The sequence below is a fragment of the Cobetia sp. MM1IDA2H-1 genome (assembly GCF_002916775.2).
GTDB lineage: Bacteria > Pseudomonadota > Gammaproteobacteria > Pseudomonadales > Halomonadaceae > Cobetia > Cobetia marina.
The window spans coordinates 2,848,555-2,873,844 of sequence record NZ_CM133225.1 but is presented as its reverse complement, the minus strand read 5'-3'; the positions used below and the strand labels follow the sequence as shown (position 1 = coordinate 2,873,844).

General features: G+C 60.2%; 24 protein-coding genes and 3 tRNA genes. 18 read left to right on the top strand and 9 right to left on the bottom strand.

All coding sequences use genetic code 11. The annotated features are described in order from the left end of the window. Positions 1-12: 12 nt before the first annotated feature. Entirely contained in the window at positions 13-1,515 is a 1,503-nt protein-coding gene (gene glpD / locus BOH68_RS12215; RefSeq protein WP_077374609.1) for a glycerol-3-phosphate dehydrogenase, read from the bottom strand. Between the two features lie 187 nt (positions 1,516-1,702). Between glpD and BOH68_RS12210 the strand changes: the two genes are divergently transcribed. Next, the gene (locus tag BOH68_RS12210; protein WP_077374607.1) at positions 1,703-1,990 is read left to right on the top strand and encodes a hypothetical protein; all 288 of its coding nucleotides are present in this window, start codon (positions 1,703-1,705) and stop codon (positions 1,988-1,990) included. A gap of 92 nt (positions 1,991-2,082) precedes the next feature. Here the strand turns inward: BOH68_RS12210 and BOH68_RS12205 are convergent, their stop codons facing one another. Next, entirely contained in the window at positions 2,083-2,865 is a 783-nt protein-coding gene (locus BOH68_RS12205) for a DeoR/GlpR family transcriptional regulator (RefSeq protein ID WP_077374605.1), read from the bottom strand. A gap of 419 nt (positions 2,866-3,284) precedes the next feature. Between BOH68_RS12205 and glpT the strand changes: the two genes are divergently transcribed. The 7 genes from glpT (at position 3,285) to BOH68_RS12170 (ending at position 8,465) form a co-directional block, all read left to right on the top strand. After that, positions 3,285-4,628, top strand: a complete 1,344-nt coding sequence (gene glpT / locus BOH68_RS12200; RefSeq protein ID WP_077374603.1) for a glycerol-3-phosphate transporter — start codon at positions 3,285-3,287, stop codon at positions 4,626-4,628. Positions 4,629-4,716: 88 nt separating this feature from the next. Beyond that, on the top strand, positions 4,717-6,210 hold the full coding sequence (glpK, locus tag BOH68_RS12195) for a glycerol kinase GlpK (RefSeq protein ID WP_077374601.1): 1,494 nt from the start codon (positions 4,717-4,719) through the stop codon (positions 6,208-6,210). A 1-nt stretch (position 6,211) separates the two neighbouring features. Next, positions 6,212-6,934 (top strand): MIP/aquaporin family protein, encoded by a 723-nt coding sequence (locus BOH68_RS12190; protein ID WP_077374599.1) that lies wholly within the window; start codon positions 6,212-6,214, stop codon positions 6,932-6,934. Positions 6,935-7,132: 198 nt separating this feature from the next. Beyond that, entirely contained in the window at positions 7,133-7,855 is a 723-nt protein-coding gene (locus BOH68_RS12185; protein ID WP_077374597.1) for an MIP/aquaporin family protein, read from the top strand. Positions 7,856-8,157: 302 nt separating this feature from the next. Then, positions 8,158-8,234, top strand: a tRNA-Val gene (locus tag BOH68_RS12180). A gap of 37 nt (positions 8,235-8,271) precedes the next feature. Then, positions 8,272-8,348, top strand: a tRNA-Val gene (locus BOH68_RS12175). Positions 8,349-8,388: 40 nt separating this feature from the next. Beyond that, a tRNA-Val gene (locus tag BOH68_RS12170) sits at positions 8,389-8,465 on the top strand. Positions 8,466-8,555: 90 nt separating this feature from the next. On the opposite strand, the gene BOH68_RS12165 is transcribed toward BOH68_RS12170, so the two are convergent. The 5 genes from BOH68_RS12165 to BOH68_RS12145 form a co-directional block, all read right to left on the bottom strand. Next, positions 8,556-9,587, bottom strand: a complete 1,032-nt coding sequence (locus BOH68_RS12165) for an alpha/beta hydrolase (protein ID WP_077374595.1) — start codon at positions 9,585-9,587, stop codon at positions 8,556-8,558. Between the two features lie 183 nt (positions 9,588-9,770). Next, positions 9,771-10,259: a GAF domain-containing protein gene (locus BOH68_RS12160; RefSeq protein ID WP_077374593.1), complete on the bottom strand. Its 489-nt coding sequence runs from the start codon at positions 10,257-10,259 to the stop codon at positions 9,771-9,773. A 204-nt stretch (positions 10,260-10,463) separates the two neighbouring features. Next, entirely contained in the window at positions 10,464-11,282 is an 819-nt protein-coding gene (locus tag BOH68_RS12155) for a MetQ/NlpA family ABC transporter substrate-binding protein (RefSeq protein WP_077375588.1), read from the bottom strand. Between the two features lie 160 nt (positions 11,283-11,442). After that, positions 11,443-12,096, bottom strand: coding sequence for a methionine ABC transporter permease (locus BOH68_RS12150; protein ID WP_077374591.1), 654 nt, complete (start codon positions 12,094-12,096; stop codon positions 11,443-11,445). Continuing rightward, positions 12,077-13,120 carry a methionine ABC transporter ATP-binding protein gene (locus BOH68_RS12145; RefSeq protein WP_077374589.1) on the bottom strand — a complete coding sequence of 348 codons (1,044 nt, stop codon included), beginning with the start codon at positions 13,118-13,120 and terminating at the stop codon, positions 12,077-12,079. The genes BOH68_RS12150 and BOH68_RS12145 overlap by 20 nt, the downstream gene beginning before the upstream one ends. A gap of 633 nt (positions 13,121-13,753) precedes the next feature. On the opposite strand from BOH68_RS12145, the gene BOH68_RS12140 reads away from it, so the two are divergent. The 6 genes from BOH68_RS12140 (at position 13,754) to BOH68_RS12115 (ending at position 19,123) form a co-directional block, all read left to right on the top strand. Continuing rightward, a complete protein-coding gene (locus BOH68_RS12140; RefSeq protein ID WP_077374587.1) occupies positions 13,754-14,365 on the top strand; it encodes a riboflavin synthase subunit alpha in 612 nt (203 codons plus the stop codon). 300 nt (positions 14,366-14,665) lie between these two features. Beyond that, a complete protein-coding gene (locus BOH68_RS12135; protein ID WP_077374584.1) occupies positions 14,666-15,967 on the top strand; it encodes an NCS2 family permease in 1,302 nt (433 codons plus the stop codon). Beyond that, on the top strand, positions 15,967-16,512 hold the full coding sequence (locus BOH68_RS12130; RefSeq protein ID WP_077374582.1) for an adenine phosphoribosyltransferase: 546 nt from the start codon (positions 15,967-15,969) through the stop codon (positions 16,510-16,512). Before BOH68_RS12135 ends, BOH68_RS12130 begins: the two co-directional genes overlap by 1 nt. Before the next feature lie 171 nt (positions 16,513-16,683). Continuing rightward, positions 16,684-17,181: a xanthine phosphoribosyltransferase gene (gene gpt, locus BOH68_RS12125; RefSeq protein WP_077374580.1), complete on the top strand. Its 498-nt coding sequence runs from the start codon at positions 16,684-16,686 to the stop codon at positions 17,179-17,181. A gap of 1 nt (position 17,182) precedes the next feature. After that, positions 17,183-17,896, top strand: a complete 714-nt coding sequence (gene ung / locus BOH68_RS12120; protein ID WP_077374577.1) for a uracil-DNA glycosylase — start codon at positions 17,183-17,185, stop codon at positions 17,894-17,896. Positions 17,897-17,932: 36 nt separating this feature from the next. After that, a complete protein-coding gene (locus tag BOH68_RS12115) occupies positions 17,933-19,123 on the top strand; it encodes a glycosyltransferase family 4 protein (RefSeq protein ID WP_077374574.1) in 1,191 nt (396 codons plus the stop codon). A gap of 63 nt (positions 19,124-19,186) precedes the next feature. Here BOH68_RS12115 and BOH68_RS12110 read toward each other — a convergent pair whose 3' ends face one another. Then, positions 19,187-20,122, bottom strand: a complete 936-nt coding sequence (locus BOH68_RS12110; protein ID WP_077374571.1) for a glycosyltransferase family 8 protein — start codon at positions 20,120-20,122, stop codon at positions 19,187-19,189. Positions 20,123-20,287: 165 nt separating this feature from the next. Here BOH68_RS12110 and BOH68_RS12105 point away from each other — a divergent pair, with 165 nt between their 5' ends. From BOH68_RS12105 to BOH68_RS12090, 4 genes are all read left to right on the top strand, one after another. Next, positions 20,288-20,908, top strand: a complete 621-nt coding sequence (locus BOH68_RS12105; protein WP_170877388.1) for a sulfotransferase family 2 domain-containing protein — start codon at positions 20,288-20,290, stop codon at positions 20,906-20,908. Positions 20,909-21,056: 148 nt separating this feature from the next. Then, positions 21,057-22,265, top strand: a complete 1,209-nt coding sequence (locus BOH68_RS12100) for a glycosyltransferase family 4 protein (protein WP_077374567.1) — start codon at positions 21,057-21,059, stop codon at positions 22,263-22,265. Positions 22,266-22,389: 124 nt separating this feature from the next. After that, positions 22,390-23,019, top strand: coding sequence for a uracil phosphoribosyltransferase (upp, locus tag BOH68_RS12095; protein ID WP_077374565.1), 630 nt, complete (start codon positions 22,390-22,392; stop codon positions 23,017-23,019). A gap of 122 nt (positions 23,020-23,141) precedes the next feature. Continuing rightward, positions 23,142-24,422 carry a uracil-xanthine permease family protein gene (locus BOH68_RS12090; protein ID WP_077374563.1) on the top strand — a complete coding sequence of 427 codons (1,281 nt, stop codon included), beginning with the start codon at positions 23,142-23,144 and terminating at the stop codon, positions 24,420-24,422. A 145-nt stretch (positions 24,423-24,567) separates the two neighbouring features. Here the strand turns inward: BOH68_RS12090 and BOH68_RS12085 are convergent, their stop codons facing one another. Next, positions 24,568-25,254 carry a helix-turn-helix domain-containing protein gene (locus tag BOH68_RS12085; protein ID WP_077374561.1) on the bottom strand — a complete coding sequence of 229 codons (687 nt, stop codon included), beginning with the start codon at positions 25,252-25,254 and terminating at the stop codon, positions 24,568-24,570. Positions 25,255-25,290 lie beyond the last annotated feature (36 nt).

Genomic DNA, 25,290 nt, shown 5'->3' with positions numbered 1-25,290 from the left:
ATCAGCGAAGCGTCAGGCGGCGTGCGCCATCAGGCGTTCCTTGAGGTACTCGCCGATACGGGCCTTCTGCTCATCGCTCAGGCGCAGGGTCAGCTTGGTACGCCGCCACACTACATCCTGTACCTCATGTGCCCACTCACGCTCGACCAAGTAATCGATCTCGGCGGCGCTCAGGCCGGCACCGAAGTCTTCGCCAAGCTCGGCTTCGCTCTTCTTGCCCTCGAGGAAGTGCAGGCACAGGCTGCCATAGCTGGAAGCCAGGCGTCTGGCGCGAGCCTCTCCCAGGAACGGGAAGTCGCGGATCAGCTGGCGAGTGAAGGCTGCGCGGCTCTCGATGTCTCCCCCCGGCAAGGCCTTCTCGTGGGTCCAAGGCTCACCCATGTTGGGCAGCAGCGGCTTCAGATCTTCCAGCGCGGATTCGGCCAGCTTGCGATAGGTGGTGATCTTGCCACCGAAGATGGACAGCATCGGCGCGCCGCTGTCATCCAGGTGCAAGGTGTAGTCGCGGGTCATCGCTGACGGGTCGGCTGACTCGTCATCACACAGCGGGCGTACGCCGGAGAAGGAGGAGATGACGTCATCGCGGCTCAGCTTGCGCTTGAAGTGATGGTTGACCACCTCGAGCATGTAGTCGGTTTCATCGCTGGAGCAGGCCACCTCGGAGGGGTCTCCCTTGTAGCGCACGTCCGTAGTGCCGACCAGGCTGAAGTCTTCCTGATAGGGCAGCACGAAGACGATGCGCTTGTCCTTGTTCTGCAGGATGAAGGCGCGATCATCGGTATTGAGGCGCGGCACGATCAGGTGGCTGCCCTGGATCATGCGGATGCCGTAGCGCGGCGTGCGCTCGGTGGCACCCTTGATGAAGGACTCCACCCACGGTCCGGCGGCATTCACCAATGTGCGGGCGTGGCGGGTGAAGGTCTCACCGCTGTCGATGTTCTCCAGCGTCAGCTCCCAATGCCCGTTCACGTCGCGTGCCCCGACGCAGCGAGTGCGCGTCATGATCTCCGCGCCTTGCTCCTGAGCCTGAAGCGCGTTGGTGATGACCAGACGCGCATCATCCACCCAGCAGTCGGAATATTCGAAGCCCTGGGTGATCTCGCTGACCAAGGGGCTCTGCTCACCGAACTTGAGCCCCTTGGAGGCTGGCAGGGTCTCGCGCTTGCCGATGTGGTCATACAGGAACAGGCCGGCGCGGATCATCCAGGCCGGACGCAGATGTGGCTGGTGCGGCAGGATGAAGCGCAGGGGCCAGATGATGTGCGGTGCCTTCTTGAGCAGCACTTCACGCTCCTGCAGGGCTTCACGTACCAGCCGGAACTCGTAGTGTTCCAGGTAGCGCAGGCCGCCATGGATCAGCTTGCTGCTGGCGGAAGAGGTGGCGCTGGCCAGATCATTCTGCTCGCACAGTGCCACGCTCAGGCCGCGCCCGCTGGCGTCATTGGCGATACCGGCACCATTGATGCCACCGCCGATGATGAAGAGGTCGATAAGTGCGTCGTTGTCGCGGGACATGGGCTGCTCCTGCACGTGCCCGGCGCTACCGGGGAGATCGAGATGGGGCGGCACCGGTTCGGTGCGCGTGATAAGTTTCGAAAGTGAACATAGCTTAGTGAAAGTCGAACATCAAGGTGATTCTTGTGGCATCTCGATTTTCGAAAGTGCGCATAATGGGCTCGAACAAGCGACCCGGCATTGCACCATGTTCAACCTGTTGTCCTGCCTGAACATTTTTCACAGTGTCGAGGCGGGATATGACAGTCGGATGAAGATCTGCCTCTTCGCCCATGCGCTCGGGGCACTGACCGACGGGGGTTTCTGCAGCCTGCCGGCGCACCGCAAGGCGAGATGCCCGATGCAAGGGGAGCTTGCTGAGCAGGAGGATGAGAAGAGAGCCGAGGAGGAGGCTAGAAGAAGAGAAGAAGAGAAGAAGAGAAGAAGAGAAGAAGAGAAGAAGAGAAGAAGAGCGGCAACCCACGCCACGGCATGACGCACGGCTTGACGTGGGAAATGACTCAACGATGAGGAAGGGGATGGCGAGACGACAGGCGTTCCGCGTGGCTGGGCGCTCTGCGCCGTGGATCAGGCGTTCCCGGCCTCGTCGGATACCGCAACATGCAGGGCCACTTCATGCTGGTGCATCAGTCTCATAATGTTTTCCGGAGGCTGGATATCCGTGAACAGCGCATCCAGCTGGCTCAGGTTGCCCTGACGCACCACGGCATTGCGCTGGAACTTGGAGTGATCCGCGATCAGGAATACCTGGCGCGAGTTGTGGATGATCGCCTGGGCGACACGCACTTCCTGATAGTCGAACTCCAGCAGCGAGCCATCTTCATCGATGCCGCTGATGCCGATGATGCCGTAATCCACCTTGAACTGATTGATGAAGTCGATGGTGGCCTCGCCGATGATGCCGCCATCGCGGGAGCGCACCATGCCACCGGCGACGATGACATTGAAATCCTCCTTGTGCTGGAGAATGGCTGCCACGTTGAGGTTGTTGGTGATGACTTCCAGTCCGTGATGATCACACAGCGCCTCGGCGACCATCTCATTGCTGGTGCCGATGTTGATGAACAGCGAGGCGTGATCCGGTATCTCGTTGGCGAGGGTGCGAGCGATGCGCCGCTTGGCTTCCAGGTTCAGGGTCTTGCGCGTGCTGTAGGCAGTGTTCACCGTGCTGGATTCAAGTCCCGCCCCCCCATGGACACGCTTTAGGGCACCGGCTTCCGAGAGCTGGTTGAGATCACGGCGAATGGTCTGCGGCGTGACCTTGAAGTGACTCGCCAGCTGCTCGATGGAGGCATAGCCCTGACGCGTGATCAGTTCGACGATGGCGCGGTGGCGCTTGGACTGCATCATCCTGTCCTCTTGCTCATGTCCGGTGAAAAGACGTCTGCTCTGAACCGTCGCGCAGGCAACGTGATCCTGCGTGCGGTTGCTGCTCGACCAGGTGCCCCGTGATGGTGAGGCGGGGCAGTGTGCCATCCAGAATGTTCGTTTGATGTTCTTTTTGATACATGCTCGCGGTGACGCCAGTGGTCGCACTGATTGACCTGGTGGGCGCAAGCCGTTGAAGTTATACGAAATCATGCATAACTTACTGAATAGCAAGGATTGTCATGCTCGTGTAGACAAAGGTCTAGCGAATATCGGTGCTTTTCGCATTGTGACACCGATGTGAAGCCTGTACTTTCGCATTCGAACACCAAGCGCGTCTGTCAAGGCGTCGCTATGCCCGTGTAGAGGTCGGTGTCGTAAAATCAGGAGCGAGCAGCAGAATGTACGGTTTATTCAAATCCGCGGTGCACGCCACACCGCTTCACGACGCCAAGGTAGACGACACCTATAAGCGACTGAGATGGCAGATCTTTCTCGGTATCTTTCTAGGCTATGCCGGCTACTATCTGGTACGCAAGAACTTCTCCCTGGCCATGCCTTCCCTGGTGGAGCAGGGCTATTCCCGTGGTGATCTTGGTCTGGCCTTTGCCGGCGTGTCGATCGCCTATGGTATCTCCAAGTTCGTGATGGGGGCTGTCTCTGACCGCTCCAACCCGCGTTACTTCCTTCCTGCCGGTCTTCTGATGTCTGCCGGCATCATGTTCCTGTTCGGTTTCACTGACTGGGCAACCTCCAGCATCGGCATCATGTTCGTGCTGCTGTTCCTCAATGGGTGGGTGCAGGGCATGGGATGGCCGCCCTGCGGTCGCACCATGGTGCACTGGTGGTCACAGAGTGAGCGTGGCCAGATCGTCTCGGTGTGGAACGTGGCCCATAACGTCGGCGGCGGTCTTGTCGGTCCGCTGTTCATTCTTGGCATGGCCTGGTTCAACGACTGGCAGTCCGCGTTCTATGTGCCTGCCGCGCTGGCCGTCTTCGTGGCGATCTTCGCCCTGCTGACCATGCGAGACACGCCGCAGAGCTGTGGTTTGCCTCCCATCGAGAAGCACAAGAATGACTATCCGCCGGGATACGATGAAAGCCACGAGCAGGAATTCTCCACGCGGGAGATCCTGGTCAAGTACGTGTTCAAGAATCGCATGCTCTGGTACATCGCGCTGGCGAATGTCTTCGTGTATCTGCTGCGTTACGGGGTCCTCGACTGGGCGCCGACCTACCTGCAGGAAGCCAAGAGCTTCAGCGTCGACAAGTCCTCCTGGGCGTATTTCCTGTATGAGTGGGCCGGTATTCCCGGCACGCTGCTGTGTGGTTGGTTGTCCGACAAGCTGTTCCGGGGCAACCGCGGTGCGACAGGGGTGTGTTTCATGGCGCTGGTCGCCGTCTTCACCACTGTCTATTGGTTGAATCCTGCCGGTAATCCGGGAATCGACATGCTGTGTCTGGTCGCCATCGGCTTCCTGATCTATGGCCCGGTCATGCTGATCGGTCTGCAGGCGCTTGAGCTGGTACCCAAGAAGGCGGCAGGGACCGCGGCTGGCTTCACCGGCCTGTTCGGTTACCTGGGCGGCTCTGTCGCTGCCAGTGCCTTGGTAGGCTATACGGTAGATGCCTATGGATGGGATGGTGGTTTCATGTTGTTGATTGGCTCGTGCGTGATGGCGGTCGTCCTGTTGTCATTGACGATCTTCGAGAGCGCTCGCATGTCGGCACGCACCGCCAGCTGATTCCCAGCGGAAACATGATCATTCAAATGGCCCGCTGAACGTGGCATGGGCGGGCCATCATGTAACGGACTACCGGGAGATATTGACGATGACCAACCACATTCTGTCCATTGACCAGGGAACCACCAGCTCGCGCGCCATCCTCTTCGATCGTGAAGGCGCGGTGACCGGACTGGCACAAGAAGAATTTGCGCAACACTTTCCGAACAGCGGCTGGGTCGAGCATCACGTCGATGATATCTGGGGATCGGTGAAGCGCACCGTGCATCAGGCGCTGATCAATACCAATATCGGCGCTGAGCAGGTCGCGGCCATCGGGATCACCAACCAGCGTGAGACCACGATCGTCTGGGACCGCAAGACCGGCGTGCCGGTCTACAACGCCATCGTCTGGCAGGACCGCCGGACCCACGAGTACTGCCGTGAGCTTTCCGATGCCGGCCATGGCGAGATGATTCAGCGCAAGACCGGCCTGCTGATTGACCCGTACTTCTCCGCGACCAAGCTGCGCTGGATTCTCGAGAACGTAGAAGGCGTGCGTGCGCGCGCCGAGAAGGGCGAACTGGCCTTCGGAACCGTCGACAGCTATCTGATCTGGAAGCTGACCGGTGGGGCCCGTCACGTGACCGATGCCACCAATGCCTCGCGCACCTGCCTGTTCAACATCGTTGATCAGTGCTGGGATAGCGAGCTTCTGGCGCTGTTCGGCATCCCGGAATGCCTGCTGCCGGAAGTGCTGGATTCCAGTGATGATTTTGGCACCACCGATCCGCAGCTGTTCGGGGCGGCAATGCCGATCCGTGGCGTGGCGGGCGATCAGCAGGCGGCGCTGGTCGGGCAGGCCTGTTTCACGCCGGGCATGAGCAAGAGCACCTATGGCACGGGCTGCTTCATGATCATGAACACCGGCGAGAAGATGGAGCTGTCCAGGAACCGTCTGCTCACCACCGTCGGTTATCGCCTCAACGGCAAGCCGACCTTCGCCATGGAAGGCAGCATCTTCGTGGCCGGCGCCACCGTGCAGTGGCTGCGTGATGGCCTGAAGCTGTTCTCCGACGCCTCCGAGACCGAGCCGCTGGCACGTGCGGCCAGCGCCGATCACGGCGTCTACATGGTGCCGGCCTTCACCGGCCTGGGAGCGCCACACTGGGACCCGCAGGCACGCGGCGCGATACTGGGGCTGACCCGAGGTACCGGCATCACCGACATCGTCGCGGCCGGCCTGCAATCGGTGTGCTATCAGACCCGAGATCTGCAGGAGTGCATGCTGGATGACGTCACCATCAATTGCGCGAATCTGCGCGTGGATGGCGGCATGGTCAGCAACAACTGGGTGATGCAGTTCCTCTCCGACATGCTGGGCGTGAAGGTGGATCGCCCGCGCGTGCTGGAAACCACGGCGCTGGGTGTGGCGTATCTGGCCGGCCTGCATATCGGTTGGTATGAAAGCCTGGAGGAGATCAGCGAGCTGTGGCACTGCGAGCGCACCTTCGCGCCGGAGATGGCGGAAGAGCAGCGTGAGCGCCTCTATGCCGGTTGGCTGGAAGCCGTCGAACGGGTGAAGAGCGACGGAGGTCACTGACATGTGGACTGACGTCATGACGGGCGAGTTTCTCGGTTGCCTGTTCCTGATCCTCTTCGGCGGCGGTGTGGTCGCCAACGTGGTACTCGCGGATACCAAGGGCAACGGCTCCGGGTGGATCGTGATCACCACCGGCTGGGGATTTGCGGTGATGATCGGCGTGTTCGTGGCCGTTTCCACCGGCTCGCCCCAGGCGGACCTCAATCCGGCGGTGACCCTCGCCAAGTACCTGCTCGGGGTGCATGCCACCCTCATCGATGTGGCGCGTCATGTCATCGCCCAGATGCTGGGCTGCTTCGCCGGTGCGGTGATGGTGTGGCTGGCCTATCTGCCGCATTGGAAGCGTACCGGCGATGCTGGCCTCAAGCGTGCGGTGTTCTGTACTGACCCCGCGGTCGAGTGCCGGTTGGGCAACATGCTCAGTGAGGTGATCGGCACCGTGGTGCTGATCTTCGGTATCGGCGCCATCGTCGGCTCCGGCAAGATCAGTGCCGGCCTGCTGCCATATCTGGTCGGCATGCTGGTGTGGGCCATCGGTCTGTCGCTGGGTGGCGCCACTGGCTATGCCATCAATCCGGCACGTGATCTTGGTCCTCGCATCGCGCACTCGCTGCTGCCGATCCATGGCAAGGGTGCCTCCGGGTGGGGATATGCCTGGGTGCCCATCGCCGGCCCGCTGGCGGGGGCATTGATCGCGGCCAGCATGTGGAATCTGCTGCTGTAAGCCCTTCTGTCGCAAGTGGCTGGAGCCACCTCGTCAGCTGTGGCAATGTAACGCCTCCTTCGCCCCGTCACTCGACGGGGCGAAGTCTTTGTGCCCGTGTGCCGACATTCCTGTCTGGGGGAGCGATGCCGCGACCTCTCTCGGGGCTGGAAGACACAGTGGGTGGTGGATGGGGACAAGTGACGGAGGTCATCTGGCATGTGGACTGACGTCATGACGGGCGAATTTCTGGGTACCACGCTCATGATCCTGCTGGGCGGCGGAGTCGTCGCCAATGCGATGCTGCGCAAGACCAAGGGAGCCGGTTCCAGCTGGTTGATGATAAATGCCGGCTGGGGCTTTGCGGTGATGGTCGGGGTGCTGGTGTCGACCTCGACAGGCTCTCCCTACGGAGATCTCAATCCAGCGGTCACCCTCGCCAAGTATCTGCTGGGCGTGCATGCAAGCGTGCTCGAGGTGGCCAAGATGATGCTGGCGGAGATGCTGGGATGCTTCACCGGGGCCGTGCTGGTGTGGGCGGCGTATTATCCCCACTGGAAGGTGACCCGTGACCCGCTGCGCAAGCGTGCGGTCTTCTGTACCGATCCGGCAGTCGATTCCCGATTGGCAAATGTCGTCAGTGAGGCGATCGCGACGGTGGTACTCGTCTTCGCGATCGGCAGCATGGTCAACAGCGAGCTGATCACTGACCGGGTATTGCCGTATCTCATCGGGGCGCTGGTATGGGCCATCGGTCTGTCACTGGGTGGCCCGACCGGCAATGCGATGAACCCGGCGCGCGATCTTGCGCCACGTGTCGCGCATTGGCTTCTGCCGATTCCGGGCAAGGGCAGTTCTGACTGGGGGTATGCCTGGGTGCCGATCGCCGGCCCCTTGCTGGGGGCGGCTGTGGCCGCGGGACTGCGATGGGTATTGTTTTGACGCCCCGTTGCCTTGTGATGTCGCTTGCGCGGCGCTGAGGGCGTGAAGACGTGAGGGCGTAAAGAAGTGAGGCGGTGCCGGCATGGGCTGGCACCGCCTCGCGCGTTCTCGGGGGAGGATCGGTGACCCCGGTGAGACGCCTGAAAGAAGGCGCATACGGCGAGTATCGCGATGCTACTCAGGCGAGAAATTTTTTTATCATCAGGGGGTTGCATCAAAACGGAAGATAAGTAGAATACGTCCTCGCTGACAGGGCAAAGCGCTTCGCACCACAAACGCTTCCCTCATTCAGCTGCTGACACAGGACCATAGCTCAGTTGGTTAGAGCGCCACGTTGACATCGTGGAGGTCGGCGGTTCAAATCCGCCTGGTCCTACCAGCATCGGCATCGATGGCAACATCGCGCCACTTGATACAGGACCATAGCTCAGTTGGTTAGAGCGCCACGTTGACATCGTGGAGGTCGGCGGTTCAAATCCGCCTGGTCCTACCAAGCAGAAACTTCAAGTGACAGTGATCCATCAGCCTCATCCAGGACCATAGCTCAGTTGGTTAGAGCGCCACGTTGACATCGTGGAGGTCGGCGGTTCAAATCCGCCTGGTCCTACCAGATTCCAGAAAACGCCCGGCTCATCGAGTCGGGCGTTTTCGTGTGCGCGTCAGACACGCCTGTCGAGAAGCGCTGGCGCTGGCCGTGCTGTCAGGCAAGCGTGGTGTCGAGGAAGTCACCGGCTTCCTTGAGGGCGGCGTTGGCAGCGCTGAGCAGCGGTGCGAAGCCGACGAACACATGCGGCATGTCCGGCCACAGGCTGAGCGTGACAGGTGAGCCGCAATCCTGTGCCTGCGCGGCGTAGCGACGACTGTCATCGAGCAGGATTTCCGCCTCGCCGCATTGGATCAGCGTCGGTGGCAGGTCAAACAGATTCCCCTCCAGCGGCGAGATGCGTGGATCGCTCATGTCGGTACCGTCCTGCACATAGGCCATGCTCACGAAGGGCAGCAGATTGGGGTCGAGGATCGGGTCTACCTCGGCCTTGCGCGACAGCGAGGCGCTGCCCCAGCTGAGGTCAGTGGCGGGCGAGAAGGCGATCACCGCGTCCGGCAGTCGCTCGCCTGCGCTCTTGAGCGCGTTGAGGGTCGAGAGCGTGAGGTTGCCGCCCGCGCTGTCTCCGGCCAGCAGCAGGTGGTCATCCGGAAACTCGCGGCACAGCCAGTGCCATGCGGCCAATACGTCTTCCAGGCCTGCCGGGAAGGGCGCCTCAGGGGCGAGGCGATAATCCAGCGTGTAGGTCTCGGCGCGCGCCGTGCGGCCCAGACGACTGGCCAGCGGGCGATGGCCGGCGGGGGAGCCGGCGATCCAGCTACCCCCATGCACGTACAGCAGGCGGCGAGCAGGTGTCGGTGCGCCGTCTGGTGCGGGCAATACCTCACAGAGGCGCTCGCCGTTTCCTCCCGGCAGCATCTCGAGGCGTGGCGTCACGCCGGTGTCGAGAATGCTGGCATCGGCGGCGAAGTAGCCTTCCAGCAGGGTGCGCTTGGCGCCCAGGTCATTGCCGGTACGTGCCGTGAAGGCCTTGAGGCGCTCGAGATGCGCGATGACCTGCTCGAGCCCTGCGTGGGCGTCATCGTGATTCTGGAGAGAGCCTTGCGCATGCGGGGCAGGATGAGCGGTCGATGAAGATGAGGAAGGCGCTGAGGAAGACGCGTCATGTGATGTTGACTGGGATGACATGTTCTGCTCCTGTCGGGTCAGAGAGCTCTTAACGTGTCATCTCGCCAGGGGCTGTGCAAGGGGCTTTGCAAGGGGCTGTGCGAGGGCTATGCAAGAAAGGCCTGACCCGCCGCAACGCAGACCGCCCGCCATGCAGGAGGCATGGCGGGCGGCAGGACATGATGTCAGCACCTGATGGGCGTATCAGGCGGGCACGCTGTCGAAATCGCTGGAGGCGATGAAGATCTCGACCAGGCGTTCGATGCCGGCTTGATCCTCTTCATCGAAGCGCTCGGGGCTGGGGCTATCCAGGTCCAGCACGCCCCACAGCACTTGCTGGCCGTTCTGCTCGATGAGAACGGGGATGACCAGCTCGCTGCGCGACGCGGCGTCACAGGCGATATGGCCCGGGAAGGCATGCACATCCGCGATGCGCTGAGTGGTGCGCTGGGTCGCGGCGGCGCCACACACGCCCTTGGTGAAGGGGATCGGGTGGCAGGCCGGCTGACCCTGGAATGGTCCCAGGTGCAGGATCTGCGGCTGACGTTGCACATAGAAGCCTGCCCAGTTGAGGTCCGCCACCGTCATGTTGATGAAGGCAGCCGTCTGGGAGGCGTTGGTCAGCCAGTCGCGAGTGTCGAGCGTGGCGTCCAGCTGGCGGGCCAGCAGTGAGTAGTCGGGACGAGTGGCCATGTTGGCTCCTGAGTGGATGGCGGGTTGATGCCGGTGACGCAGGGATGCGGTCGCGGGTCGCCTGTTTCAAGCACGCCCTGCGCGCGCGCTCTTGCGCCGCGTCGGCATCTGGACGTGATGGGGGGATTCATCAATCAGATGCAAAAGCGCCGACCTCAGGGTCGGCGCTTTGCGTCATGCGGCTGTCAGCTTGCGCTCGAAGGCTTATTTCCAGCCCGGTACCGCAGCGCCCTTGAACAGCTCTTCGGCCTTGGCTTCGACTTCCGGTGTCTGGTAGGCCTTGACCAGCTTCTGCACCTTCTCGCTGTCTTCATCGCCCTGGCGCACGACGATCAGGTTGACGTACGGGGACTCGGCGCCTTCACGGATCAGGGCGTCTTCCGGTTTCAGGCCAGCCGGCTGAGCGAAGGTGTTGTTGATGAAGGCCAGGTCGACGTCCGGCAGGATGCGCGGCAGCTGGGCAGCCTCGATTTCCTTGAACTGGTAGTCATGCGGGTTCTTGGCGACGTCGATCGGGGTCGCTTCGAGGTTGTCCTTGTCGGTCAGCTCGATCATGCCCAGGTCGTGCATCAGGATCAGGGAGCGGCCTTCGTTGGACGGATCGTTCGGCAGTGCGATGGTCGCGCCGTCCGGCAGTTCGCTGATGTCTTCGTACTTCTCGGAATAGGCACCGATCGGGTACACGAAGGTCTTGCCGGCGCTGGCGAACTTGTAGCCGCGCTCACGCACCATGGATTCCATGTACGGCTGGTGCTGGTAGGCGTTGGCATCCAGCGAGCCATCGGCCAGAGCGGCGTTGGGAGACACGTAGTCGGTGAACTCGGTGATCTCGACGTTCAGGTCGTACTTTTCCTTGGCGATCTCGGCCGCGACCTTCATCACCTCGGTTTCCGGACCTGCGACGGTACCCATCTTGAGGGTGTTCTCGTCGGACGCGTCGTTGCCGCAGCCTGCCAGCAGGGTGGCGCCGAGCAGGGTGGCAGCACCGGCAAGGCGCAGCGGGGAAGAAAGCGTGGTCAGCATGTTGCGCATCGATGTTCTCCTTGTGATCCGACGTGACCGGCGGGGTCCGCGGGATGTTATGAGTGACGGCTCATTGTGATGAGCCGTCACGATACCGAAAGCCGTGTGATTTGTAGATCGAACGCCCCTGGTGGATCAGTCGCCGCTCATGGAGCGAGGCTTACTTGTGGTTCGACTTGCGCACCAGATGGTCGCCCAGGCTCTGGAAGCCTTGCACCATGACGACGAGGATGACCACGGTCACCAGCATCACCATCGGGTCGAAGCGGTTGTAGCCGTAGCGGATGCCGAGATCCCCCAGGCCGCCGCCACCGACGGTACCGGCCATGGCGGAATAGCTGATCAAGGTGACCACGGTGATGGTCAGACCATTGATGATGCCGCCACGTGCTTCCGGCAGCAGGACCTTGGTGATGATCTGCATCGGCGTGGCACCCATGGCCTGTGCGGCCTCGACCAGCCCCGGGCCGACTTCGTTCAAGGCGCCTTCGATCAGACGGGCGACGAAGGGAATCGAGGCGATGGTCAGCGGCACGATGGCGGCATTGGTGCCGATCGAGCTGCCGGCGATCAGGCGTGTCAGCGGGATGATCGCCACCATCAGGATGATGAAGGGCACCGAGCGGCCGATGTTGGTGATGATGCTCAGCACGCTGTTGAGTACCGGGCGCGCGAGAATCTGGCCCGGGCGCGAGGTGTAGAGTGCCACGCCCAGCGGAATACCGAGTGCCGCGGAGATCAGGCCTGCCACCGCGACCATGTAGAGGGTCTCGAGGGTGGAAGACAGGACGAGTTCAAGCAGTGCGGGTGACATGGCCGAGCACCTCCACTTTCAGGTCGTGGGATTCGAGATAGTCCAGCGCCTGCTGGGTCTGGGCGCTGTCGCCCATCAGTTCGGCGATCATCAGGCCCAGAGTGCGGTCCTGAATGGATTCCACCTTGGCCTGCAGGATGCTGACGTCCACCTGACACTCACGCGCAAGGCGCGAGATCAGCGGCGTGGAGACGGCGTCGCCACTGAAGGCCAGACGGACCACTGGATGGGTGTGCGGGCCGGGAGTCGCCTCCAGGCGCTCGACCAGTGCGCGCGGTGGTTCGAGTTCCAGGAATTCATTGAGGAATTCGCGGCCCAGGCGGGTCTGCGGGGCAGTGAAGAAGTCGCCGACCGCTGCCACTTCCACCAGCTCGCCGCCGCTGATCAATGCGACCTGATCACAGATGCTCTTGACCACTTCCATTTCATGGGTGATCAGCAGGATGGTCAGGCCCAGCTTGGCATTGATGTCCTTGAGCAGCTCGAGAATGGAGGCAGTGGTCTGGGGGTCGAGCGCCGAGGTGGCTTCATCGCACAGCAGCACCTTGGGGCGGCTGGCGAGTGCGCGAGCGATGGCAACGCGCTGCTTCTGTCCGCCGGACAGCTGGGCAGGATACTGGCTTGCCTTGTCGCTCAGGCCGGTCAGTTCCAGCAGTGGCTCGACGCGCTGGCTGATCTCGGCCTTGGAGATTCCGGCCAGTTCCAGTGGCAAGGCCACGTTGGCGAAGACGGTGCGCGAGGACAGCAGGTTGAAGTGCTGGAAGATCATGCCGATCTGGTGGCGAGCACGACGCAGGGCGCTGTCGTCGAGTGCGGTCAGCTCCTGACCATCGACCACGACACTGCCCTCGGTGGGGCGTTCGAGCAGATTGACGCAGCGAATCAGGGTCGATTTTCCGGCACCGGACAGGCCGATGACACCGGTAATGGCGCCCTGGGGAACCGTGAGACTGGCATCCTTGAGCGCGACCACGGCCTTGTCACCACTGCCGTAAGTCTTGGAGACGTTCTTGAGTGTGATCATGGGGGTCCGAATGGTTAAGGCACCAACCGGAATGCGGGCGAAGGTCTGCGGCAAGCCGCCTGTTCTGCGTGTGTCGTGCACTGCGCCGAGAAGGGCAAGGCACGCCTGGCAAGAGGAGAGTGATCCAGAGAGGAAAAAAAGACCACCCAAGATGGGTGGCCATCAACGCTGGACACACCCTTTTAGCAGAACTTGCACCCCGGGAGACAGACTCTCGAAGTGGGCGCCCGCAATCCGGGTACAAATCGGCGCCAAACAGATTTGAGGCGCATTCTATCAGTCACCCTCGGGGTGTCAACGACTTTGGTCTGGCGTTGACGGTTTATTCGAACTGGCGTTCGATATGGCAATTTGCCGATACTCGCTGTCAGAGATGTCTTACACGCGGGGTGCCTTGCCAGCCCCGTGGCGCAAGGCCAACCCTTGACAGCAGGCCTGCTCATCTTCTCTTCGCTCGATGGCGTGAAGGAGGCGTGAAGGAGGCGTGATGGCTGCCGGCATCGAGTCCGGCATGCTAGGATTTCCCATCGGCATGTCGGATCTCGTGGTGTCATCAGTGCCCGGGTGTCATGGCCTGTCATCATATTCATGGGTTCCCGCTCTGCGGGAAGCAGTGCAAGGATAAGGAAGCGCATGTTCACCGGTATCGTGCAAGGCATGGCGGAAGTGGTCGCCATTGAAGAGCGTCCGGAGTTTCGTACCCATCAGGTCCGGTTGCCGCAGGGGTCGGAGCAGGGGCTGGAAACCGGGGCGTCAGTGGCGCACAACGGTTGCTGCCTGACCGTGACGGCACTCGAGGGTCAGCTGGCCAGTTTCGATCTGATGCGTGAGACACTGCGACTGACCAACCTCGGCGAGCTCAAGGTGGGCAGTCGGGTCAACATCGAGCGGGCAGCGCGCTTCGGGGATGAAATCGGTGGCCACTCCATGTCCGGTCACGTCATGGCGATGGTCACCCTCGATGCCATTGAAGCCACGGCTGACAATCGCCGGATCTGGTTCCAGGCTCCCGCTGAGCTGATGCGTTTCCTGTTCGACAAGGGCTATGTGGGACTTGACGGTGTCAGTCTGACCATCGGGGAGGTCCAGGGCACGCGTTTCTGCGTCAATCTGATACCGGAAACCCTTGAGCGCACCCTGATGGGTGAGCGCGCGGTGGGGGATCGGGTCAATCTCGAGGTGGACCCCCAGACCCAGGCCATCGTCGAGACGGTGGAGCGAGTCATGGCCTCACGGCTGGCATGAGGCTTGCAGGCTTCCTGCGGGGTCAATTCGCTGGCAGGACGCCAGAACCCGTCTGACCGGTCAGGAAATATGCCTGCAATGCTCGATTCGCTGCAGACCTTTGGGTACCATGTTGCGCCTTTCGATGCCCTGCCACCGGCAGGGCATCGTGGTTCAGGCAGGCTGAACGAGGGGGAAGCCATGGTTGACCCCTGTGCAGCATACCTGTCCGAGTGAGTTCGTGTTGATCCGCTGTTCCCGAACGTCATTGACCACTGCGGCTTGCCGGACAGGCACTGCTCAAGGATAAGGGTTTCCCTCATGCTGGAACGTCTCTTCAAGCTCTCGGAGCACGGTACCAATGTGCGTACCGAAGTCATCGCCGGATTCACTTCCTTCCTGGCGATGGCCTATATCATCTTCGTTGCCCCCTCGATGCTGGCCTCCACCGGCATGGATCACGGCGCTGTCTTCGTGGCGACCTGTCTGGCAGCTGCTCTTGGCTGCCTGATCATGGGGCTCTACGCCAACTACCCGATCGCGCTGGCACCCGGCATGGGCCTGACGGCCTTCTTCACCTATACGGTGGCGGGGCAAATGGGCGTTCCCTGGCAGATCGCGCTGGGTGCGGTTTTCCTGTCCGGGGTGAGTTTCTTCCTGCTCTCCGCCTTCAAGATCCGGGAGTGGATCATCAACGCCATTCCGGCCTCACTGAAGACGGGCATCGCCGCGGGCATCGGCCTGTTCATGGCGATCATCGCGCTGCAGGGCAGCGGCATCGTCGTTGATGCACCGGGCACCCTGGTCACGTTGGGTGATCTGTCCTCGCCGGCAGCCCTGTATGCGCTGCTGTCATTCTTCCTGATCGTCGCGCTGTCCTACCGCAAGGTGATCGGCGCCGTGATGATCGGCATCCTGGTGGTGACGCTGCTGGCGACCCTGACCGGCAACAATGACTTCCATGGTCTTGCCTCGATGCCGCCGAGCATGCTGCCGACATTCTCACAGCTCGACATCGCCGGCGCCTTCAACCTGGGCATGGTGTCGATCATCTTCGCGTTCCTGTTCGTCGATCTGTTCGATACCTCGGGCACGTTGATCGCCGTGTCCCAGCAGGCGGGACTCACCAACGAGCGTGGCCACCTGCCGCGTCTCGGCCGTGCCCTGATGGCAGACTCCAGCGCGACCATGGCCGGTTCGGTGATGGGGACCTCGAATGTCACCAGCTATATCGAATCTGCCACCGGTGTGGCGGCAGGCGGACGCACAGGACTGACCGCGGTGGTCGTGGCGGGACTGTTTCTCGTCAGCCTGTTCCTGTCACCGCTGGCCACCTCCATCCCCGCCTTTGCCACCGCGGGTGCGCTGCTCTATGTCGCCTGCCTGATGACAGGTGGCCTGGCGCGCATCGACTGGAATGACATTACCGAAGCCGCGCCAGTGGTGATTGCCACCCTGGTGATGCCACTGACCTACTCGATTGCCAACGGGATCGCACTGGGCTTCATCAGCTACGCCGTGATCAAGCTGTTCTCTGGCCGCTATCGTGATCTGAGCCCGGGGCTGGTGATTCTCGCCGTCCTGTTCGCCTGCAAATACCTGTTCCTCGACGGAGCCCTTTAATGAGCATCTACAGCGACTACATCAAGTCTGTCATCCGCACCGTGCCGGATTGGCCCCAGCCGGGTGTCAACTTCCGCGACATCACGCCGGTGCTGCAGAATTCCGCCGCGTTCCGCAAGCTGATCGACTCCTTCGTGCACCGCTATCAGGAGATGGAGATCGATGCCATCGCCGCCATCGATGCACGCGGCTTCATCATCGGTGCACCGCTGGCCTATGAGCTGGGCTGCAGCTTCGTGCCGGTGCGCAAGAAGGGCAAGCTGCCGTTCAAGACCATCAGCGAGACCTACACGCTGGAATACGGTGAGTCCACCGTCGAACTGCATTCCGATGCCTTCCGTGAAGGCGATCGCATTCTGGTGATGGATGACCTGATCGCCACCGGTGGCACCATGCTGGCGGCCTGCAAGCTGATCGAGCGCACCGGCGGTATCGTGGTGGAGACCGCCGCGATCATCGACCTGCCGGAGCTGGGCGGTTCCGCCAAGATCCGCGAAGAAGGCCACAGCGTCTTCGCCGCCTGCAGCTTTACCGAAGCCGAGTAAGCCTGCGCAACGACGATGGCCCTGTCTTCTGGCAGGGCCATCGTCGTTGCAGACAACGTCCGATATCGTCGTCGCCGGCAGTGTCGTTTCACACCGGCGCGATCTGTCCCTTGTAGGGTGGCACGCCAGCCACCATGCTTTGTTCCTGTTCCGTCATTGCGAGTGACCCACATGTCTTCCGAACGCTATCACGACCATTTCATCGTCTCCTGGGACCAGCTGCACCGCGACGTGCGCGCGCTCTGTCATGACCTGATCGGTCGTGACTACAAGGGCATCATCGCCATCACCCGTGGTGGGTTGATCCCGGCTGGCCTGATCGCCCGTGAGCTGGGCATCCGCCATATCGACACCGTGTGCATCAAGAGCTACCACGACCACATGGAGCAGGGTGGTCTGGAAGTGGTCAAGGGCGTCGATCATGACGGTGACGGCTGGCTGCTGGTCGATGACCTCGTCGACACCGGCAACACCGCACGTGCCGTGCGCGACATGTTGCCCAAGGCCCATTTCGTGACCGTCTACGCCAAGCCGGAAGGCCGTCCGCTGGTCGATGATTTCATCACCGAAGTGCCGCAGAACTGCTGGATCCAGTTCCCGTGGGACATGGGAATCGCCTACGTCGAACCGATCTCCGAGCAGCTCAAGAAGCAAGAGAGCGACAGCTGACATGCCGTTGGAGACTGCCACCTCCGGTAGCTCCCAGGTGCTGCCTGCCGACTGGCAGGCGCATCTCGGGCAGGAATTCCATGCCGAGTACATGCAGCGGCTCAAGGCCTTCCTGCGCGTCGAGAAAGATGCCGGCAAGGTGATCTACCCGCACTCGCAGGACTGGTTTCGCGCCTTCTGGCTGACCCCGCTGAGCAACGTCAAGGTCGTGATCCTGGGGCAGGACCCCTATCACGGGCCGGACCAGGCACATGGTCTGTGCTTCTCGGTACGCCCCGGCGTGCGCCCGCCGCCCTCACTGAAGAACATCTACAAGGAACTGGCTGTCGATGTCGGGGTCGAACCCGTGGATCACGGCTTCCTCGAAAGCTGGGCGGAGCAAGGGGTGTTGCTGCTCAATAGCGTGCTGACGGTCGAGCAGGGCAAGGCCGCCTCGCATCAGAAGCAAGGTTGGGAGCAGTTCACCGACCGCGCCATCGACGTGATCAACCAGCACTGCGAGGGTGTCGTCTTCCTGCTCTGGGGCAGTCATGCCCAGAAGAAGGCGGGGGCCGTGGATCGCCAGAAGCATCTGGTACTCCACGCTCCGCATCCGTCGCCTCTCGCAGCGCACCGCGGATTCTTCGGTTCTCGTCACTTCTCACAGGCCAATGCCTGGCTGGAGGCACGTGGCGATGTGCCGATAGATTGGCAGCTGCCACTGCTTGATACCTGAGAGTGAAGACGAGAAACCACATTGACGCATCCGACATTGCAAGGACCTCGCGCGGGTCATCTGATCAGTCTCAAGAACCTGGGAGGGGCCGAGCGCACCTTCACCAATTTCTATCGCATGGCCGCCAATGAGCGTGATCATCATGTGCTGTTGCAGACCCCCGAGATTCATCCGATGCTGCAGTCCGTCTATGCGGACTTCCCAGGTCGCGTGCACGATATAAAGCGCTATCTCGGTATCAAGATCCCGCGTCAGCTCCCCTGGCTGCGGGATAACTGCCAGGCGCGATTGCTCGATGATGAAGAGATGCAGGCAATCGTGGTGTGGAACAAGTTGCGTCACCATCCTCTGCATTTTCCTGAGCACATCAGCCTCATCCATTACGAGCATGGCGCTGCCTGGTTCGTGGAGCCTACCCCCGAGGTCGAGGATTACCTCTCGAGGCTCGATGGCATCATCTGCAACTCCCATGCCGCCAGTCGCATGTTGAAATTGTCGCTCGGCATCCGTGACACCTTGCCCTGCAAGGTGGTGCGCAATTCCATCGTGCTGCCCGAGAAGGCCTCCACGCATCCGGCTTCGCGATTCAGAATCGGTTTTGCAGGACGCCTGACCGGCCTCAAGGCGCCAGTGATTGCCATCGAGGCGCTGCGAGATCTCAAGGTCAGTGTGCCCCATGCTGAGCTTTGGATCGCTGGTACGGGGACGCTGGAGGCGGCTCTCAAGTCATTGGTCATCGAGTGGGGGCTTGAAGATAGTGTCCGCTTCTGTGGCCTGCTCAGTGACATGAGTGAATTCTATTCTTCCCTCGATGCCTTCATCTGTCCTTCCTGGCGCGAGCCGTTCGGCAATGTGGTGCAGGAAGCCCTGGCGCATGGAGTGCCTGCGATCGTCGGCAATGTCGATGGATTGCCGGAGCAGATCACCTCCGGCCTCAATGGTGAGGTGCTGACACCCGGACGCCCGAAGGGTGAGCTCGCCCGTTATGGAGAAGACTTCGTCCAGGGGCCGGACAGAGTCTATTCACCCGAGCGCGATGCCATCGTGCAGGCGCATGTCCTGGACTCGGCCGCCATTGCCGATGTCCTGCAGCGTTGGGCGGAAAGCCCGGAGCAGCGGAGAGAGATGGGGACGGTCGCCCGCGAGATCATCGCACGAGATTTCTGTCAGCAACGGTACTGCCAGGGGATTGGTGACTTCATTGCCGAGGTAGTGGACAAGCGGTAATCAAGAGGCGGCCATGATGATGAATTGAATGGCATCTCCGAGAGATGCCATTCAAGGAAATCGTTATCGATGAGCGTCAAGCAACTCCTGGCTCATGGATCTTCTCTTGTGGTACTTGTATAACTTCTGCAATTCAATATAAGACAGAATGGATTTCTTGAGTGTCTTGTTGTTGACGATATTGCCAGAGGCCCATGGCGTCTTGGCTCTATAATAAAAGTAAACATCCTTCAATGGATGCAGTGAGCCATATTCCCAAGGCTTGCTGCCTTTTCCCATGTAGTGAATCATCTTGGGTTTCTCGATGGACTCCAGGAATTCATGTTCCGCTCTATGCTGTTCATCCATTCTTTTCTCAAGAATCTTGTAAGCAGGACGTTGAGCATTCCAGACCAACGGTAATTGTGTCCATTGGCCGTCGAGAATTTTATTCAGTGCGGATTGTTCAGGATATAGACAGAGTTCGGGGTGTTTTCTCAAGAAATATAATGCCCTCTCGCCAATATTATATTCCTTCCAGCGAGGCATGTTGATCAACATCAAGCCGCAGTTGAAGTATTTGCCTTTCTCCAGGCCCAATGATTTATAAGGAGATCGGCCAATATTCTCCACAGCGGCCAGCGTGAAGTCCTGAGTCGGCAGGTCATCCATGATCGTCGTGATATCGCCCACGACGATAGTATCGCAATCAATGCATACGATATGTTGAATGGAAGGGTCGATGACCTCACTCAGATATAATCTGAAATAGATGGAAAGCCCGTAACGTTTGACCTCCAGTCCTTCAAACTTGCTCTCGTGCAGGTAAGTAAAGGTGATCTGTGACTGGTAGGGCGCGATCATTGCGTGCAATCTGGAAATGGTGTCGGACGACAGTCCTCCATCACCAATGATGAAGCTCAGCGCTTCTGGCTTTTGACAGTTATCAAGTATGGACATGATAGTCGTGGCTAGATGAGGCGCATAGTTTTCATCGCACGATATAAAAATATGGAGCATGGCTGATGGTTACACCGTAAGTCTATTTCCATGTACTGTAACATTGCGCTGGCGCATGATCTACTTCTTCCTTTTTTTGACGGTATGTACACGAAAAATGCGTATTGTTTGCCTACTCTTGCGGCAAGGTGATGGATCATTCGCAATCTATGTATGAGGCTTGTCATGTGGTTGAAGCACGAATTCCCTTATCGTAAACACTTTGATCGCAACAAATGTATTTTCATACATATTCCCAAGGCCGCCGGGACCTCGGTTCTAGCCGCATTGGGAAAGAAGAGTGAAAAAGGCCGAGATCATGTTTCCTGGCAAACTTATAAAAAAGTAGATAGCAAGAAATTCAATAATTACTTCAAGTTCTCCTTTGTGCGAAATCCCTATGATCGCGCTTTTTCCGCATACCATTATATATTGAAGGGTGGGAATCAGGGGCCTGAGGACAGTCGCGTGGCAGCCTCACTCGCAAAGTATCGTGGCTTTGATGACTTTGTGGAAAACGGGCTCTGGCAAGGTGCTTTTCGCAGTCATCTGTTATTCCACTCTCAATCTTCTTTCATCATGTCGGCAGATGACAGGTTGATGGTGGATTTCCTGGGACATTTCGAGACGCTGGATCAGGACTTCAAGATTGTCGCTGAGAAGCTGGGTATCGATTCCTCCATTGCTCATCGCAACAAGGGGGATGTCCGCTGTCGTGTGGCTCAGGAAAGTATGGCGTCTGCCACGCGAGAGAAGTTGGCCATCCTATATGCACAGGACTTTGCCAATTTTGGGTATCCTTCTTGAGCAATGATTGTCGGAGGTTGGGTGTGGACTCATCCTCTCATGAGAGGGCAGGTGAGTCATCGGGGATGTCAGGCATGGCGCGGTGCTGATGTTTCCGTTGTGATAATGTTGGCTTCCGATAGGGACGCATTCACATAGAAGGAGCGCCATGGGAAGTCAGCCGAAGATAGGTCATCTCGTCAGCCTGAGAAATCTGGGCGGAGTGGAACGTCACTTTTCACGCTTCTTCACTACCATGCTGGAAGCCGGAAATGATTATCATGTCCTTCCGATAACCGATCGAATCCACCCTATCGTACAAGAAGAATTGAGTGATCATTTCTGGCGAATTCATTCCGTCAAGGGACCTCGTGGCATCAATCTTCCCAGGCAGATTCCATGGTTGCGTTCTACGTATCAGCGGAAATTGCTGAAATCATTGACGCTTGAGCAGTTGGTCATCTGGAATAAATATCGCAACTTCCCCATTGCTCTCCCAAATGACGTACCCATCGTGCATTTCGAGAGAGGCAGCGCCTGGTTCATCGAGCCGGCTCCCGATATCCAGCGCTACGTGGAACGCTGGTCCGGCGTCATCTGCAATTCCCATGCATCACTGCGCATGCTCCAGCTGAAGCTAGGTCTATCAGAGGAGTGCCCGGCGCTTGTGGCACGCAATGCCATGTCGCTACCGCAGGTGACGGCAACCCATGACGGCGACGTCTTCCGGTTGGGGTTTGCCGGTCGGCTGACGGCACTCAAGGCGCCTGTCGTGGCGCTCGAGACCATCAGATTGCTGCGGGAAACCCATGCGAATGTGGAGCTGCATATCGCGGGAGACGGGCCTTTGCGACCCCCCTTGCAAGCACTGGTGACAAGGTGGGGGCTGGCCGATGTCGTGACGTTTCATGGCGCGGTCAAGGAGATGTCGGAATTCTATTGCACGCTGGATGCTTTCATCTGCCCTTCCTGGCGTGAGCCATTCGGTAACGTGGTGCAGGAAGCCTTGGCGCATGGCGTGCCGACCATCGTCGGCAATGTCGATGGGCTGCCGGAGCAGGTCATCGCGGGAGAGAATGGCGCCGTGCTTCCCACCATCAGATCCATAGGTGAACTTGCAGAGCATGATCTCGCTTTCGTCGGGCCAGAGGTCAGGGTCTATTCGCCTGACGAGGATGCCATCGTTGCGGCCAGGGTGATATCGCCAGTGGCAGCAGCAGAAGTGCTTGATAAATGGATCGCCAGTCCTGAGCTTCGGTGTGAAATGGGCCGACGTGCGCGTCAGATTCTGGCTGAGCGCTTCGATTACCCTGATTACTGTTCAGCCGTCGGCGATTTTCTTGACCGCCTCGCCCGTGACGATGTCGGGTGCGCTTAACATCAAAGTCCTGCTCGGCTAGAATACGCCCAATTTGCCAGCCTCTCTGCCTGCCATCGTCCCTCGCTGGCGGGGTAGTGCTGCGCAATCATGAGCACCATCTTCTGTCCCAAGAGGTATTTCCATGAGCGTCCATGCCATCAATCATCCACTGGTCCAGCACAAGCTCGGCCTGATGCGTGCAGCAGGCATCAGCACCAAGAGCTTCCGTGAGCTGGCCAGTGAGGTCGCCAAGCTGTTGACCTATGAGGCAACCCAGGACCTTGAGCTGGAAACTACCACCATTGACGCCTGGAGCGGCAACGAGCTGGACGTCCAGAGCATCAAGGGCAAGAAAGTGACCATCGTGCCGATCCTGCGTGCCGGTCTCGGCATGCTGGAAGGGGTGACGGACCTGATTCCCAGCGCGCGCATCAGCGTGGTGGGACTGTACCGTGATGAGGAAACCCTCGAGCCGGTACCGTACTTCGAGAAGTTCGTCTCGGATCTCGATGAGCGTCTGGCGATCGTCATCGACCCGATGCTGGCGACAGGCGGTTCCATGATCGCCACGCTGGACATGCTGAAGGCCAAGGGCTGCCAGCAGATCAAGGTGATCGTGCTGGTCGCGGCACCGGAAGGCATCGCCAAGGTGCAGGAGTCCTATCCTGACATCGAGATCTTCACGGCTTCCGTCGATGATCGTCTTGATGAGAATGGCTACATCGTCCCGGGTCTTGGTGACGCCGGTGACAAGATCTTCGGCACGCGCTAAGCGCCTCGCCTGAGCTCTCGACGCCCTACGCCTTGCGTGGGGCGTTTTTGTATCTGCCTTACCTGTCTGAGCAGTCAGGTTGAGGCCTTCCTTCGTCAGTTCATTGAATAGAATCTTCCGCCATGTCGTCTTCTCAAGCCCCGGACTCCGCTTCCTCTGCCTCTCACGATGCTCACCAGATTCCTGAGAAGGAGCCTTTCACGCTGGCGACGCTGATCACGGGAGCACAGATGCTCTTCGTGGCCTTCGGTGCGCTGGTGCTGGTGCCGTTGCTGACTGGCCTTGATCCCAACGTCGCGCTGTTCACGGCAGGGGTCGGGACGCTGGTCTTCCAGAGCGTCACCAAGGCGAGCGTGCCGGTTTTCCTCGCCTCGTCATTCGCCTTCATCGCTCCCATCCAGAGTTCGGTCGCCAACTTCGGCATTCCCGCCACCATGGGGGGATTGTTCGTTGCCGGACTGGTCTATGTGCTGCTGGCGCAGTGCATTCGTCTCAAGGGCGTCGGCATCGTGCATCGCCTGTTGCCTGCCGTGGTGGTGGGGCCTGTCATCATGGTGATCGGACTGGCGCTGGCACCGACCGCCGTCCAGATGGCCACGGGGGAATTCAGTGACACCATTTCTCATGGGCAGGCACTGACCCTCTCGCTGGTGAGTCTTGCCGTCACCCTGGTACTGTCGATCTTCGGTCACGGACTGTGGCGCCTCATCCCGATTCTCGGCGGGATCATCACCGGCTATCTGCTGGGACTGGCCATGGGGGTGATCGACCTGTCGCCTGTGGCGGAGGCGGCGTGGCTGGCCTTGCCAAGCTTCACCGCTCCTACCTTCGAGTTCTCCGCCATCCTGTTCATGATTCCGGTCGCCATCGCGCCGGCCGTGGAGCATATCGGTGACATGGTGGCCATCGGCTCCGTGACGCGTCAGAACTATCTGAAGAAGCCGGGGCTGCATCGGACACTGCTGGGAGATGGCCTGGCCACCAGCGCGGCCTCATTGTTCGGTGGACCGCCCAACACGACATACTCGGAAGTGACGGGCGCCGTCATGCTGACGCGCAATTTCAATCCGCGTGTCATGACCGTCGCGGCCTGCGTGGCCATCTCGCTTGCCTTCATCGGCAAGGTGGGGGCGGTACTGCAGACGATTCCCACCCCTGTCATGGGTGGCATCATGTGCCTGCTGTTCGGGTCGATCGCCGTGGTGGGGATGAACACCCTGGTGCGTGCCGGTGATTCGCTTACCGCGCCGCGCAATCTGGTGATCGCGTCCTTGATTCTGGTCTTCGGGATTGGCGGCATGCAGGTTGGTGGTGGCCAGTTCACGCTGCAGGGCGTCAGCCTGGCGGCCATTCTGGGGATCGTGCTCAATCTGGTGCTGCCCCCGGCGAAAGAGGGGGAGTGAACCCTCTCGGCCTGTCGAGTGAGCGGACGCCCAGGTGAATCGCGGTTCTGATGAATGCCCCTCTTTCGTGTCGCGGTACTGGCAGGAAAGAGGGGCATTCTTGATTGATGCGTGGCTCGCTGGGAAGAAAGGGGGCTCCTTCGGTTTATCCCGCGCTGGCGATGCATGACCAGTGACAGGCTGTCAGGGTTTCCTCGTCCAGTGGTTCAGACCCATCAGCATCTTGCGCCTGGGCATGGTGGAGTCGGTAGCGCTCTCCGGCCTGCAGCCGCACGGCATCTCCGGATCTGAGGTGGATATCGAGCGCTTCTGCCGGCAGCTCGATGCGCAGTCGCCCGCGGGTGACGAGCAAGAGGCTGTCATGGCTTGCCTGCAGGCTGACGCTGTCCTGGACTTCAAGCCTCCCCAGCGTGACCTGCGGTTTCTGACGACGCTGCCCTGAGGCATCAGGCCAGTCGGGAATCTTGCGCAGTCGCGTGTCAGCGGGGCTTTCCTCGCATGGTGCATGCTCCTCACGGCGCAGCACTCGCGCAGGCGCCTCGGGGATCTCGTCGCTGAAGAAGTGACTGAGCGAGACGGGGAAGACATCGAGTATCTTGTTGAGCGAGCTGACAGAGGGGCTGACGGCATCCTGTTCGACCTGGGAAATGGTCGAGTTGGTCACGTTGGCGCGCTTGGCGAGTTCGCGTTGAGACAGGCCGTGGCGGGTGCGCAGGATGCGCAGGCGCTGGCCAAGCGTCGGCGAGGTGTTCGCGTGACGGGCTTGTGGCTCATCGGGGGATGCCGTCGAGGTCTGGCGGGCTGGAGAGGGAGTCGAATTGGCCGATGGCATATGGCAAAGGCTCCGGTCAGTGGATGGCAGGGCAGG

Bases quoted from the DNA above. Each gene is read 5' to 3' on its own strand.
- BOH68_RS12090 (WP_077374563.1), top strand. From the start codon at position 23,142: ATGTCGTCTTCTCAAGCCCCGGACTCCGCTTCCTCTGCCTCTCACGAT.
- BOH68_RS12150 (WP_077374591.1), bottom strand. From the start codon at position 12,096: ATGTCACCCGCACTGCTTGAACTCGTCCTGTCTTCCACCCTCGAGACC.
- BOH68_RS12105 (WP_170877388.1), top strand. From the start codon at position 20,288: ATGTGGTTGAAGCACGAATTCCCTTATCGTAAACACTTTGATCGCAAC.
- BOH68_RS12140 (WP_077374587.1), top strand. From the start codon at position 13,754: ATGTTCACCGGTATCGTGCAAGGCATGGCGGAAGTGGTCGCCATTGAA.
- gpt (WP_077374580.1), top strand. From the start codon at position 16,684: ATGTCTTCCGAACGCTATCACGACCATTTCATCGTCTCCTGGGACCAG.
- BOH68_RS12185 (WP_077374597.1), top strand. From the start codon at position 7,133: ATGTGGACTGACGTCATGACGGGCGAATTTCTGGGTACCACGCTCATG.
- BOH68_RS12085 (WP_077374561.1), bottom strand. From the start codon at position 25,254: ATGCCATCGGCCAATTCGACTCCCTCTCCAGCCCGCCAGACCTCGACG.
- glpK (WP_077374601.1), top strand. From the start codon at position 4,717: ATGACCAACCACATTCTGTCCATTGACCAGGGAACCACCAGCTCGCGC.
- BOH68_RS12205 (WP_077374605.1), bottom strand. From the start codon at position 2,865: ATGATGCAGTCCAAGCGCCACCGCGCCATCGTCGAACTGATCACGCGT.
- BOH68_RS12165 (WP_077374595.1), bottom strand. From the start codon at position 9,587: ATGTCATCCCAGTCAACATCACATGACGCGTCTTCCTCAGCGCCTTCC.
- BOH68_RS12160 (WP_077374593.1), bottom strand. From the start codon at position 10,259: ATGGCCACTCGTCCCGACTACTCACTGCTGGCCCGCCAGCTGGACGCC.
- BOH68_RS12210 (WP_077374607.1), top strand. From the start codon at position 1,703: ATGTTCAACCTGTTGTCCTGCCTGAACATTTTTCACAGTGTCGAGGCG.
- BOH68_RS12155 (WP_077375588.1), bottom strand. From the start codon at position 11,282: ATGCTGACCACGCTTTCTTCCCCGCTGCGCCTTGCCGGTGCTGCCACC.
- BOH68_RS12100 (WP_077374567.1), top strand. From the start codon at position 21,057: ATGGGAAGTCAGCCGAAGATAGGTCATCTCGTCAGCCTGAGAAATCTG.
- BOH68_RS12190 (WP_077374599.1), top strand. From the start codon at position 6,212: ATGTGGACTGACGTCATGACGGGCGAGTTTCTCGGTTGCCTGTTCCTG.
- BOH68_RS12135 (WP_077374584.1), top strand. From the start codon at position 14,666: ATGCTGGAACGTCTCTTCAAGCTCTCGGAGCACGGTACCAATGTGCGT.
- glpT (WP_077374603.1), top strand. From the start codon at position 3,285: ATGTACGGTTTATTCAAATCCGCGGTGCACGCCACACCGCTTCACGAC.
- upp (WP_077374565.1), top strand. From the start codon at position 22,390: ATGAGCGTCCATGCCATCAATCATCCACTGGTCCAGCACAAGCTCGGC.
- BOH68_RS12130 (WP_077374582.1), top strand. From the start codon at position 15,967: ATGAGCATCTACAGCGACTACATCAAGTCTGTCATCCGCACCGTGCCG.
- ung (WP_077374577.1), top strand. From the start codon at position 17,183: ATGCCGTTGGAGACTGCCACCTCCGGTAGCTCCCAGGTGCTGCCTGCC.
- BOH68_RS12145 (WP_077374589.1), bottom strand. From the start codon at position 13,120: ATGATCACACTCAAGAACGTCTCCAAGACTTACGGCAGTGGTGACAAG.
- BOH68_RS12110 (WP_077374571.1), bottom strand. From the start codon at position 20,122: ATGCTCCATATTTTTATATCGTGCGATGAAAACTATGCGCCTCATCTA.
- glpD (WP_077374609.1), bottom strand. From the start codon at position 1,515: ATGTCCCGCGACAACGACGCACTTATCGACCTCTTCATCATCGGCGGT.